This is a genomic window from Pseudomonas cavernicola (assembly GCF_003596405.1).
Taxonomy (GTDB): Bacteria; Pseudomonadota; Gammaproteobacteria; order Pseudomonadales; family Pseudomonadaceae; genus Aquipseudomonas; species Aquipseudomonas cavernicola.
Map to the genome: position 1 here is coordinate 315,621 of NZ_QYUR01000008.1, position 12,937 is coordinate 328,557.

At 58.1% G+C, this 12,937-nt stretch carries 11 protein-coding genes; 7 read left to right on the forward strand and 4 right to left on the reverse strand.

Translation table 11 applies throughout. The features are described 5' to 3' along the window. Positions 1-7: 7 nt before the first annotated feature. Positions 8-1,855 carry a copper resistance system multicopper oxidase gene (locus D3879_RS23425; RefSeq protein WP_119956614.1) on the reverse strand — a complete coding sequence of 616 codons (1,848 nt, stop codon included), beginning with the start codon at positions 1,853-1,855 and terminating at the stop codon, positions 8-10. Positions 1,856-2,070: 215 nt separating this feature from the next. Next, the gene (locus D3879_RS23430) at positions 2,071-2,277 is read right to left on the reverse strand and encodes a co-regulatory protein PtrA N-terminal domain-containing protein (protein ID WP_119956615.1); all 207 of its coding nucleotides are present in this window, start codon (positions 2,275-2,277) and stop codon (positions 2,071-2,073) included. A gap of 488 nt (positions 2,278-2,765) precedes the next feature. On the opposite strand from D3879_RS23430, the gene D3879_RS23435 reads away from it, so the two are divergent. Together D3879_RS23435 and D3879_RS23440 are read left to right on the forward strand one after the other, a co-directional pair. Next, positions 2,766-3,449, forward strand: coding sequence for a heavy metal response regulator transcription factor (locus D3879_RS23435; RefSeq protein ID WP_119957075.1), 684 nt, complete (start codon positions 2,766-2,768; stop codon positions 3,447-3,449). After that, a complete protein-coding gene (locus D3879_RS23440; protein ID WP_119956616.1) occupies positions 3,446-4,864 on the forward strand; it encodes a heavy metal sensor histidine kinase in 1,419 nt (472 codons plus the stop codon). Before D3879_RS23435 ends, D3879_RS23440 begins: the two co-directional genes overlap by 4 nt. Positions 4,865-5,112: 248 nt before the next feature. Here D3879_RS23440 and D3879_RS23445 read toward each other — a convergent pair whose 3' ends face one another. Together D3879_RS23445 and D3879_RS23450 are read right to left on the reverse strand one after the other, a co-directional pair. Continuing rightward, entirely contained in the window at positions 5,113-6,738 is a 1,626-nt protein-coding gene (locus D3879_RS23445) for a 5-guanidino-2-oxopentanoate decarboxylase (RefSeq protein WP_119956617.1), read from the reverse strand. Between the two features lie 212 nt (positions 6,739-6,950). Beyond that, positions 6,951-7,871 (reverse strand): LysR substrate-binding domain-containing protein, encoded by a 921-nt coding sequence (locus D3879_RS23450; RefSeq protein ID WP_119956618.1) that lies wholly within the window; start codon positions 7,869-7,871, stop codon positions 6,951-6,953. Positions 7,872-8,388: 517 nt separating this feature from the next. Between D3879_RS23450 and D3879_RS23455 the strand changes: the two genes are divergently transcribed. The 5 genes from D3879_RS23455 (at position 8,389) to D3879_RS23475 (ending at position 12,718) form a co-directional block, all read left to right on the forward strand. Continuing rightward, positions 8,389-9,183 carry an ABC transporter ATP-binding protein gene (locus tag D3879_RS23455; protein ID WP_119956619.1) on the forward strand — a complete coding sequence of 265 codons (795 nt, stop codon included), beginning with the start codon at positions 8,389-8,391 and terminating at the stop codon, positions 9,181-9,183. Then, positions 9,180-10,016, forward strand: a complete 837-nt coding sequence (locus tag D3879_RS23460) for a transporter substrate-binding domain-containing protein (protein ID WP_238474313.1) — start codon at positions 9,180-9,182, stop codon at positions 10,014-10,016. The genes D3879_RS23455 and D3879_RS23460 overlap by 4 nt, the downstream gene beginning before the upstream one ends. A 44-nt stretch (positions 10,017-10,060) precedes the next feature. Further along, complete coding sequence (locus D3879_RS23465) at positions 10,061-10,774, forward strand: ABC transporter permease (protein WP_119956621.1); 714 nt, start codon at positions 10,061-10,063, stop codon at positions 10,772-10,774. A 10-nt stretch (positions 10,775-10,784) separates the two neighbouring features. After that, positions 10,785-11,474: an ABC transporter permease gene (locus D3879_RS23470; protein WP_119956622.1), complete on the forward strand. Its 690-nt coding sequence runs from the start codon at positions 10,785-10,787 to the stop codon at positions 11,472-11,474. A gap of 62 nt (positions 11,475-11,536) precedes the next feature. After that, entirely contained in the window at positions 11,537-12,718 is a 1,182-nt protein-coding gene (locus D3879_RS23475) for a pyridoxal phosphate-dependent aminotransferase (RefSeq protein WP_119956623.1), read from the forward strand. Positions 12,719-12,937: the final 219 nt, after the last annotated feature.

Here is a 12,937-nt window from a genome sequence, read left to right on the forward strand (position 1 = left end):
GTCTCCTTTACTCATCCACACGGACTTCGCGGAACATGCCCATTTCCATGTGCATCAGCAGGTGGCAGTGGTAGGCCCAGCGGCCGAGGGCATCCGCCGTTACCCGGTAGCTGCGCTTCGAGCCTGGCGGCATATCGATGGTGTGTTTGCGTACCATGAAGTTGCCGTTCTCATCCTCGAGGTCACTCCACATGCCGTGCAGGTGGACGGGGTGAGTCATCATGGTGTCGTTCACCAGGGTGATCCGTAACCGCTCGCCGTATTTGAGGCGAAGGGGCTCCGCATCGGAGAACTTGATGCCGTCGAACGACCAGGCGAATTTCTCCATGTGGCCGGTCAGATGCAGTTCAACCGTGCGGCTCGGTTCGCGGCCATCGGGATCGGGGAAGGTGCTTTTGAGATCCGAATAGGTGAGAACCCTACGGCCGTTGTTCCGCAAGCCAATACCAGGATCATCCAGTTTCGGTGTCGGTGACATGGTCTGCATGTCGACCAACGGATTGTTCTCCTCTGATGCCGGGTGTGACTGCATTCCGGTCATCCCGGCCATGCTGCCGTGGTCCATGCCGGCCATGTCGTCGCTGCCCATGCCAGCCATCTTGCTGTGATCCATGCCGGCCATGTCGCCACTGCCCATGTCAGCCATCTTGCTGTGGTCCATGCCGGCCATGTCGCCGTTGCCCATGCCAGCCATCTTGCTGTGGTCCATACCGGCCATGCCGCCCATGCTTCCATGGTCCATGCCCATGTCACTCATGCCGATCAGCGGCCGGGGATCGATCTCGGGAATGGGAGCACTCAAGCCTTCACGCACGGCCAGGGTGCCGCGGGCATAGCCCGTGCGATCCATGGACTGAGCGAAGAGGGTGTAGGCCTCTTCGTTGGCTGGCTCGACGATCACGTCATAGGTTTCCGCGACAGCGATGCGGAACTCATCGACGCTGACAGGTTTCACGCGCTGGCCGTCGGCGGCCACCACGGTCATTTTCAAACCCGGGATGCGCACATCGAAATAGCTCATGGCCGAGCCGTTGATGAAGCGCAGGCGGATCTTCTCGCCAGGCTTGAAAGTGCCGGTCCAGTTGCCATTGGGCGCCTGGCCGTTCATCAGGTAGGTGTAGGTGTAGCCGCTGACGTCGGCGAGATCGGTGGGGCTCATCTTCATCTCAGCCCACATTTTCCGGTCGCTAACGGTGGCGGACCAGCCGTTCTCGCTCACGTCATCGATGAAGTCGCCGACGGTGCGCTTGTGGAAGTTGTAGTAGTCCGACTGCTTCTTGAGCTTCGCCATGACACGATCAGGATCTTCATCGGTCCAGTCCGTCAGCATCACGACATAGTCGCGGTCGTACAGGAAAGGCTCGGGCTCTTTCGCATCGATCACGATCGGTCCATAGACCCCGGCCTGCTCCTGCAGCCCTGAATGGCTGTGGTACCAGTAGGTGCCGTTCTGATGAACCTTGAATGTGTAGATGTACATGCCATCGGGCGCGATGCCGTGGAAGCTCAGGCCAGGAACGCCATCCATGTTGGCGGGCAGGATGATCCCGTGCCAATGGATGGAAGTGTCTTGATCCAGGCGGTTCTTGACCCGAAGCGTGACCGTGTCGCCTTCACGCCAGCGCAGCAGCGGACCTGGCAAGGTGCCGTTGATGGTCATGGCCGTACGCGGTGACCCGGTGATGTTAACCGGGGTTTCACCAATGAACAGGTCGAACTCGGTACCGGTAAGCACAGTCGGCAGCCCCGGACTGGTCACTGCCCATACCGGGGTGCGCCATAGGCCTAGGCCTCCGAGAATGCCGCCGGCGGCCAGGCCTTTGACGAACGTCCGCCTTGAGGTTTTGGGTTGCATGCCGTTTATGTCCAATCAGTCAAAAGAAACCAGTGCTGAACAGCCAACACATGTTGCTTGCAGGATGGGCAGCCTTTGCAGGATCGCCTTTTTGATCCCATCTGCTTGCCCGCAGCCGCGGAGGTCAAATGCGGGCGGCCAGCGAGCGTTGAAACTGCCACATCCCAACCATTCGAGTGATTACATTTCTGTAAGGTTGACGCGCACCCTGAGGGTTAGCAGTTGGCGTGTTCGGCCGACTTGGCATTGGTTTCAGCGACAGGGGCTTCAGCCTTCTGCTTCTGCGCAAGCTGGTAGGCCTCCATCGAGACTTTCCGGGCTTGCTCCATACGCGCGAAGGTCCGGTCACCGCCACCTGCGGCCATGGCCAGGGAGGAGACGGTCAGAGCGGCGACGACGAAAAGAGCTTTCATGGATTTCATTTGGGTATCCTCGAGAGAGCGTTAGTTACCCCAATGGTCCACATCACTAAGTGGTTTTCTGGGGCTGAGCTTCAAGCTCGGAGTAACCTTAACCATCACGCCCTGTCAGAAACCTGAGACGAACATTACAGATCAGTCAGGTTCCAGCTTCCTCCTTGATGAGCTTCCTGCTTGCTCTGTAGTGTCTAGGCCTTGCTAGTGGCCTGTACGGCTAGTTGGTTAACTCAAGTTCGGATGCCTGGAGTCCTGCGACAAGGCGCCGTGACGAGTCATAGCAGGGCTACTTTGATCCGCGGCAACGCAGTATCGGGGCTTCAGGCGCCGAAATTGACTAATGGAACTAGCCACACAGGCCACTGGGCAGGTAACCGGCTTGAGCGGTCGCCTGAATTACATGCGAGGCAGTCGTGCCTATCCTTCAGCGGGTTAGAAGCAAGCACCTCACGCCGGACCTCAACACCATCACTACATTCCTTGAGAACCGCCACATGAAACTTTTGGTTGCTGAAGACGAACCGAAAATTGGTATCTACTTACAGCAGGGCCTCAGTGAGGCCGGGTTCAACGTTGATCGAGTCACCACCGGCACAGATGCCCTTCAGCAGGCGTTGAGCGAAGCGTATGACCTCTTGATCTTGGACGTCATGATGCCTGGCTTGGATGGTTGGGAAGTGCTGCGTAAGGTTCGTGCAGCGGGCAAAGATGTTCCCGTGCTCTTTCTGACTGCCCGCGACCGGGTGGAAGATCGGGTGAAAGGGCTTGAGCTTGGCGCTGACGACTATCTGATCAAGCCCTTTGCCTTCTCCGAGCTGTTGGCCAGGGTTCGGACCCTCTTGCGCCGTGGTAGCAGTGCCCCGTCTTTGACACACATGAAGATCGCCGACCTTGAGGTCGACCTGATGAAACGCAGAGCCATCCGTGGAGGCCGGCGCATCGACCTCACCGCAAAGGAGTTCGCCCTTCTTGAACTCCTGCTTCGCCGGCGTGGTGAGGTGTTGCCGAAGGCATTGATCGCATCGCAAGTCTGGGACATGAATTTCGACAGCGATACCAATGTCATTGAGGTGGCTGTCAGACGGCTGAGGGCGAAGATCGATGATGATTTCGAGCTCAAACTCATCCACACCGCCCGCGGAATGGGCTACATGCTCGACGCCCCGGAGTCGGCATGAGGAGGCTTTCCCTGACAGTACGACTGAGCTTGATGTTCATGCTCGCTGTCACTGCGGTCCTGACCGTCGCAGGGCTCGGCTTCAACCATCTCAGCCAACTGCACTTCAAATCACTCGATCAGCACACCCTGCTCGAGAAGCTGCAGTCCAGCCAAAGTATTTTGGGGGCGCTGCCTAGCATTGAGGCTTTCGATGAGGCGAAGCCGCAATTGCAGGCATTGCTGGGGGCGCATCGAGAGCTCACGGCGATCATTCTGGACAGCAATGCAAAGGTGCTATTTGCCGATCCGGCACAGGTGAGTATTCCCGAGCGGTTCCGCACCTCCGCAGGCCAGCGTGATTGGGAGTGGCAGGACCAGGAGCAGATGTTCCGCGGCATGACTGCGCAGGTAGCGGTTACAGGGCAGGAGAAGCCCCTGACCGTGATACTGGTTCTCGAGGTCACCCACCACATGTCCTTCTTTGTGACCCTGCAGCGGTGGTTCTGGATAGGCCTGGTTATCAGTGCTCTCGTAAGCGCCGGACTCGGGTGGGTAGTGGCTCGAAGTGGCTTGCGCCCATTGCGGCAGGTGACTGCTCTAGCCGCTTCAATGTCGGCCAAGTCGCTCAAGGAGCGAATCCCAATGGCGCCTATTCCTTTGGAGCTACAGCAATTGGTTTCCTCATTCAACGCCATGCTCGCAAGGCTGGACGACGCCTTCGTAAGGCTCTCCAACTTTTCCGCCGACATTGCCCATGAGCTGCGTACACCGGTCAGCAACCTGATGACGCACACGGAGGTAGTTCTTTCCAGAAAGAGAAACACTGAGGACTACGAGGAAACTCTTTACTCGAACCTGGATGACTTGACGCGCATGTCACGGATGATCGATGACATGCTGTTCCTGGCCAAGGCGGACAACGGCTTGATCATTCCCGAGCGCAAGCGGATTGCCCTCGAGGAGGTGGTGGCCAAGCTGCTCGAGTATTACTACCTGCTGGCTGACGAGCGCGGCATTGAGCTTGAACTGTCTGGTTCCGGAAGTGTTCAAGGCGATGTCCTGATGCTGCATCGCGCCATTTCGAACCTCCTTTCCAATGCACTGCGATATACCCCGCAGGGTAAAACCATCAGCGTGCAGATCCGCCAGAATAACGTTTCCACAGTGCTGACTGTGGGAAACCCTGGTGAGCCCATCCCTCCTGAGCATCTGGAAAGGTTATTCGACAGGTTCTATCGCGTTGACCCAGCTCGACGCGAAGGCGGTCCCAGTAACGCCGGTTTGGGGCTAGCCATTGCCCGCTCTATCGTTGAAGCACACCAAGGCCGGATCTGGTGTACCTCCACCAGCGGGTGGACGGCTTTCCATATGGAGTTTCCCAGCCCAGAGATATCAAAGGATGGTCTTTCCCTGGGTCGGTGGACAGTTAGTTAAGTACTGCCCATTGCTGCCCACCGCTCGAAGTTCCAGCAGTTTCCAGCCCGTGAATGGCTGTGCACGATTCGATGCTGCCGGATTAAGGCCTGATAGTCGTAGGCACAGCCTTGTAGGCTGGGTAGAACGCAGTGAAACCCAGCGCTATCGAAACGCTGGGTCTCTACCCAGCCTACGAAGCCGACCGCCCTCGGAGGGGAGATGAACACTATCAGCCACGCCTTACGCTATCCGTACTTAGGTGATGGCTACTCCACGTATTTCCGATTGAGCTGTGGCAACAGGGTGGCGGCGTCCAGTTCAATCATCACTGGCTGAGTGGTCTCAGCCAGCTCTAGGAGCAAGGCGCGCAAGCTCTCCGGGCTTTGTGGCGCGTGATGAGCGACATGGAAACTGCGGGCCATGGCCTCGAAGTCTGGCGGCAGGATATTCACACCCAAGGGCGGGATTTCACGGGCCTCCATGTAATCGCGAATTTCTGCGTAGCATTGGTTATTCCAGAGCAGCAGGATAACGCCGATGCCCGCCTCGCGTGCGGCGATGAGCTCAGCACAAGAAAACTGCATGCCACCATCTCCAACCAGTGCGACGACCGGGCGCTGGGGTAATGCGAGCTTGGCGCCAATCGCTGCAGGTAGGCCATAGCCCAGCGTGCCGTAGCCGGTCCCAGCGTTGAACCAGCTATTGGCTTGGGGCGCCTGATAACCGAGCGCACCCTGATACACAGGTTGCGTTGAGTCACCGACAATCAGCGGATTTTTCAGGGTGTCGCGCAGCAGATCGAGGAGTGCTTGCAGGCTGTTCTGTTTTGCCGTCCAGCTGGCGCGCTCGCAGTTGTTGACGCGCACCACGCTGTCTACCGCCCAGCTCCCTCGGGGGTGATTGGGCGTGGTCTGCGCGAGGAGCGCTTGTAGCCCTTCATTGGCATCGCCAACTAAGCCGACCTGTGCTCGCTGAGCCCCCATGACTTGCATCGGATCGATATCGAGGCGAATCAGCGGTGCTTGAAATTGCACAGGGCCAAGACCGAAGAAGTCATAGTCCGTTTCGCCCAGCTCGGTACCGACGGCGAGTACCACATCGGCCTCATCGAACAAGGCCCGTCCATGCGCAGAAGATTGCACGCCATCCAAAAGTAGCGGATGCCCGCAGGGGAGTAAGCCGCGGGCGTTGGTGGTGAGCGCAACGGGGGCTTGCAGACGTTCGGCCAGCTGTTGCAGTGCCTCAGCCGCTCGGCGGGCGCCGCCACCTGCGAGTATCAACGGGCGCTTGGCCGTGTCGAGCAGTTTGGCCGCCTCCTTGATAGCCGCAGGGGCCGGGGCGGGCGGGTTGGGCAAGGTGCGCGGCAGGAGGTCGAGCGAGTCTGCCGACATTTCCAGAACGTCCAGCGGGATCTCGATATGCACCGGTCGCGGACGGGCGCAATTGAAGATGCCAAAGGCGCGGGCCAGGAGTTCCGGTAACTCGGCTGGGGACTGCAGGGTATGACTGAAGGCACAGACCCCGGCGATCATTGCACGCTGGTCGGGGAGTTCGTGCAGATGCCCGTGGCCCAGGCGCAGTTGCTCGCGGCGATTGGTGGTGGAGATAACCAGCATCGGCACCGAGTCGGCATAGGCCTGGCCCATTGCGGTCAGAATATTGGTCATCCCGGGGCCGGTAATGATGAAGCACACCGCTGGGTTGCCACTGGCACGGGCATATCCATCGGCCATAAAGCCCGCACCTTGTTCGTGGCGCGGGCTCATATGCGTGAGGCTACTGCCGTGCAATCCCCGATACAGCTCGACGGTATGTACGCCGGGAATGCCAAAAATGGTTTTTACGCCATAGCCTTCAAGCAAGTGAACTAGCGACTGAGCACACGTGGTCATCAAAAACTCCTCTTATTCTTATGCACCGACCAGCAGGGCTAGCCCGGCTGATCCTGTGTACTGAGAACTGAAATACCTGGAGGACGTTGATAACGTCCGGACTAGCCCGAAGATGGCAGGGGTAGGTCACACAGGTAGAGAACGAGGAGACAGTAGTGGGGGGACCACAGCGTCAACAATCGAAAAATTTGCTTGCTATTGAGCAATTAAATTCACGTTTTTAGCGTTCTGCGCACGTCAGTTCGTGTTCGGGTAGGGGTGCTCAGCTGAGCTTTGACCCACTCACTAAAGGCCTGAACAACCGGACGCTCAGCTTTTTGTTGATCAGCGACCAGGTAGTAGCCGCGGTTGGACTCAATTTCCGTTTCGAAAGGCCGTATCAACAAGCCCCGCGCCAATGCTTCGCCACTAATCAAATTGTCGCCTATGGCGATGCCTTGGCCGGCAATGCAGGCGGACTGCACGAAGTGCGCATCAGAAAACACAATCCCGTTGCGCACATCGACATTCGAGGCATCGGCTGCGGCCAGCCAAACCCGCCAATCCGAGTAGTCGATCATGTGCAAAAGTGGGCAGCCATCCAGTTCCTGTGGGCTTTTTAATCCACCCAAGGCATTGACCAACCGTGGGCTACAAACCGGGAAAAAGCGCAGCGTCACGATTTGTTGGACATGCTGGTTAGGCCAGTCGCCCAAGCCATAGGCAATGAACAGATCGGCGTTGCTATCGCTGGTGTCGCCCGGTGTACGAGGCGAAATCAGATGTAACTCCACCTGCGGGTAGAGGTCCTGAAACGCTGCAATGTGCGGGCACAACCAATAGGTCGCGAAACCAGCGGGGCTACTGATACAGAGTCTGCCAGTGACTTGTTGACCATCGAAGCGTTGGCCCGCTTCTAAGATATTGGCCAGCAGCTGATGAATGTCTCTTGCATAACGCTCACCTTGGTAGGTGATGCGGATGCCTCGTCCTATGCGCTCGGTTAAGGCGAATCCGAGGGTCTGCTCAAGACTCTTGATCTGGTGACTAATGGCGCTGGGCGTCAGATTCAGCTCGCTGGCCGCATCGGACACACTGCCTAAGCGGGCAACCGCATCTAGCGCACGTAAAGCGGTCATTGAAGGAAAGCGCATAGAGATGAATCAATCCCCCGGTTGGGTCGGTGTGAGGTTGCGCGGCAGAACCATGTCAAACGGGGTGAGGCACAACCTGTGCAAAGTACCCATCGCCGCCCTGTCGCAGTCGGCATTTGTAGTGGGTTTTTAAGATAGCCGGAATCGTCTGGAGGCAACAGCCAGTCAGGCCTCTTTAGCCCATATCTGTATGGCAGCACTGGGCGCAGAATGCTTGCCTCAACAGGGCTTTGCATCGTTCGCGAGCAGATTAAGACATGCCTGCCCTCGTCTGACCATTTTCAGGTGCAACGAAGTAGCGGTTGCATGCTCAACAATTGAATTAATTTTCACTATTCCTCAAAAAAAGCTCGATTGACCCTGTTTTGCCATTGGCTATTCTCGGCAGCCAAGACAGGTTGCTTATGAGCGTCGCAATAGCTCTGCCTCATGGAGGTAGCAGCGGATTTCCAGGGATGAAATGACCTGCACATATTTGTTGCAGTAGGCGACTTCACAAAAACAAGAGGGTCGATCCTTGGAATTGCAGTCCAATTCAGTAAACCCGGTGGTGGCGATAGACGATCTGCACAAGAGTTATGCAGATCACCACGTGCTCAAAGGTATCTCCCTGCGTGCTAACGAAGGCGAGGTGGTCTCCCTGATCGGCTCTAGCGGCTCGGGCAAGAGCACTTTGCTGCGTTGCATCAACCTTCTTGAAGTCCCCTGTAGCGGCAGCTTGCGCATCAACGGTGAGGAGGTCCGGCTGAAAAAAGACCGTGCCGGCACGCCGATGATTGCCGATGCCCGTCAGGTGGCGCGGCTGCGCACACGTCTCAGCATGGTGTTTCAGAATTTCAATTTGTGGCCGCATCGCAGCGTGCTGGAAAACGTCATCGAAGCGCCGGTGTATGTGTTGGGTGAGGACCGTAAAGATGCGATAGCCCACGCTGAACACCTGTTGGAAAAAGTCGGTTTAGTCGACAAGCGCGACGTCTTTCCCTCCTTTCTGTCCGGCGGCCAGCAACAGCGGGTGGCGATTGCGCGTGCGTTGGCTATGCGGCCGCAAGTGTTGCTGATGGACGAGCCGACTTCAGCACTCGACCCGGAGTTGGTCGGTGAAGTGCTGCGGGTGATTCAAGGGATCGCCGAGGAAGGCCGGACGATGATTCTGGTCACCCACGAGATGGCTTTCGCTCGGGATGTTTCGAGCAAGGTGATGTTTCTGCATCAAGGCTTGGTGGCGGAGGAGGGCACGCCAGAGCAGGTGTTCCTCGATCCGAAAAGTGAGCGTTGCCGCCAATTCGTGACGGCAGAGGACAACCGCAGTTGAATGCGGAGATTCATGCTTGTGTGCTTAACAAAAATAAAACCCACATAAAGGTAACAGCCATGAAAAAAGTATTGAGCGCCATTGTCGGTAGCTGCCTCCTGGCTTTGGCCGCGAGCCAGGTGAGTGCGGATGAGAAACTCGTCTTCGGTATTGCCTTGGAACCCTATCCACCCTTTTCGATGAAGGCCGGTAATGGTGAATGGCAAGGGTTTGAGCCGGAGCTGGTCCGCGCGCTGTGCGAGCGTATGCAGGCACAATGCACGCTTAAAGAGATCGCTTGGGATGGTCTCATCCCTGCGCTACAAGCGCAGCAGATCGATGCCATTCTGAACTCGGTGAGCATCACCCCCGAGCGTCAGCAAGTCATCGATTTTTCCAAGCCGTACTATCAGACCCCGTCCACCTGGGTCGGTGATAAAAACCTGCCGCTGGAACCGACCCCCGAGGGACTCAAGGGCAAGCAAATCGGGGTGCAGAACTCGACAACTAACGCCGCTTACGTGAAGCAGCACTACGGTAAAGACTCGACTCTTCGGTACTACAACACCCAGGACGATATGGCCGCGGATCTGCAAAGTGGCCGTATCGACATCATGCTGGTCGACGCGCTGAGCGTCGAATCCTTGCTGAAAACCCCGGGCGGAGAAGCGCTGGCTGAGATGGGCATGGCGCCAAAAGATCCGTTGCTCGGCGACGGTGTTGGCGTGGCGATCCGCAAGGGTGATACGCAATTGAAGAGCAAAGTCGACCAAGGACTGGATGCTCTTCGTGACGACGGCACTTACGACAAGATCCGCAGCCGCTATTTCGCTCTGGACATTTCTGTCCACTGATATAGCGACCCCTGTGCAGTCAACTTCATTGCGGGATCTAGGTCATGATGTCATTGCCCGAAATATCACAGCTATTCGTCGCCGATGGCTGGCTAGTCGCTCTCATGCAGGGAGCCTTGATCACCTTGCAGATTTCTGCGGGAGCCTTCGTGCTAGGCCTGGGTATTGGTCTAGTAGTAGCCATGATCAAGCTCAAGGGGCCGCGCTGGTTGGTCAAGTTGGCAAACTGCTACACGACGCTGTACCGGGCCGTGCCTGAGTTGCTCTTGATACTGCTGTTGTATTACGCGGGCACTGACTTCCTCAATGCTGCGCTGGCCTCGCTCGGCCAGCCCAGCGTTCAGGTGAATGGCTTCATCGCGGCGGTGGTGGTGCTGGGCATTGTTCAAGGGGCCTATTCGGCGGAGATCATCCGTGGCGCCGTTCAGGCGATTCCATTCGGCCAGATCGAGGCCGCGCGTTCCTTTGGCATCGAGCGGGTACTTTTGCTGCGCCGAGTCATATTGCCGAGCATGTTGCCCTATGCCATGGGCGGGCTATCCAACCTTTGGCTGGTGCTGATCAAGGACAGCGCGCTGATCAGTGTCGTCGGCTACAGCGAGTTGCTCTCGGTGGGCAAGCAGGCTGCCGGCTCGACCAAGCATTACCTAGCGTTCTATCTGGCTGTAGCAGCGTTCTACTTCGCGATTACTCTGCTTTCCAATGTTGTCTTCCAGCTTATTGAAAGACATTCCAATCGCTGGATGCCCAAGCACTGAGGGTGGCGTAATGGATTTCTCCTGGATAACTGGTTTTGCTTCTGAGCTACTGCGTGGCGTGGGTATTACCCTGGCGTTGTTACTACTTTCGGGCGTTTTCGGTTTCATTCTCGCTGTAAGTGTTGGGCTGGGCCGTTTGTCTCCCAACTGGCTGATCTCAAACAGCATGCGTGCTTACACCAGTATTTTTCGTGGCACGCCATTGTTGGTGCAGATTTATATCCTTTACTACGGCGTTGGCAGCTTGTTTGCCACTTATCCATTGATTCGTGGCAGTGCGCTGTGGCCTTACCTGCGGGAAGGCTTCTGGTACGTGACCCTGGCGCTGATCCTCAGTGTCGGCGCCTACGTTGGGGAAGTGTTGCGCAGTGGATTGCGTTCGGTGCCGCGTGGCGAGCTTGAGGCTGGTAGAGCCTATGGCATGGGCCGCTGGTTATTGCTGCGGCGGGTCTGGCTGCCGCGTGCACTGCAGATTCTGAAGCCGACTCTGGCTGGCGAGAGCGTCATGCTGCTGAAGTCTACGGCGCTGGCCTCGACCGTGGCGGTGACCGATCTACTCGGCGCCGCCAACCTGGTGCGTGCCCAGACCCTGCGTGTTTACGAGCCGCTACTGGCGGTGGCGGTGATCTACATCATCCTGGCGTTTTTGATCGAGCATGGCTTTGCGCGCTTTGGCAAGGTACCGCAGCGCCAGGCCTGAGTCAGCTGCTTGCCCTATGAATTGATAGACGCTGGCGAACGATCGCCGGCGAGGAGGAAACAATGCGTTATTCACCCTTTGTCGAGCGCATTTCCGGCGAGTCGGTAAGCGCGTGGGACATCCATTACGCGGCCATTGAAGCGCGCGGCCGGGGCGAGGACGTGATCGTCCTGAGTGTCGGTGACCCTGATTTCGCTACCGATAGCGCGATCTGCGAGACCGCGGTCGAGGCCTTGCGTCATGGCGATACCCATTACACCCACGTGCTGGGTCGGCCACTGCTGCGTGAGGCGATCGCCGCCAAGCAGAGCGCCTTGCTCGGCGTGCCTGTGCTGCCGGAGAACGTGGCGTTGGTGGCGGGGGCGCAGAATGGTTTGTTCGCGACGGCTCTGTGCCTGTTCGACCAGGGCGACGAGGTACTGGTCCCTGAGCCGATGTACCTGACCTATGAGGCGTGCATTCATGCCTCTGGCGCGCGCATTGCGACCATCGAGCAGCCGGCGGCGAACGGCTTTCGGCTGACCGCGGCGGCGTTGGAGGCCGCGCTGACTGAAAACACCCGTGGCATTGCCTTGGCTACACCCTGCAATCCGACCGGCAACGTCTACACCCGCGAGGAGCTGGAGGCGGTGGCGGAGGTCGCTCGGCGCCACGACCTCTGGGTGATCTCCGACGAGGTCTATGGCCAGATCACCTTCGACCACCCGCACCTGAGCATCGCCTCGTTCGAGGGGATGGCTGAGCGCACAGTGGTGCTCAATAGCCTGTCGAAATCACACGCGATGACTGGCTGGCGAGTCGGCTGGGTCGTTGCGCCGCCCACCCTGATCGAGCATTTGGACAACCTCTTGCTGTGCATGCTGTACGGGCTGCCGGGCTTTATCCAGGAAGCGGCGTTGAAAGCGCTGGAACTGGATGAGCCGGTCGTGGCGCAAGCGCGTGAGCTGTACCGGCGCCGTCGCGACCTGGTGGTCGCCGGTCTGAGCCAGGTGCGTGAGTTGGATTGCCGCACGCCGGAAGCCGGCATGTTCATGCTGGTGGACGTGCGTCGGACTGGCTTGTCGAGCATCGACTTCGCCTGGCAGTTGTTCCGCCAGACCGGCGTCTCGGTGCTCGATGCGCAGGCCTTTGGCGCCAGCGCGCAGGGCTTCGTGCGGTTGTCTTTCACCGTTGCCGATGACGTGCTGAAAGACGCTTGCCAGCGCATCGCTGGATTCGTCGAGTCGCTGCGCGTGGGCCGCTAAGCGCTTCACTTGAAAATTTTCGTGTAGGCACCGGCTGACGCCTGATGCCACAAGTCACCCAGGCGGCAACGCCCAGGTGAGCAGTAGCACTGCGCCTGAAATTTGTACGTCGAAAGCTTTTTCAGGCGCGGATCAAGGATCGCCGGGCGTGCGCGAACCAACAGTTCGTAGCTGTTGCCCAGACCAATCCAACAGCCCCGAGCTGAAGATTGCATGAGA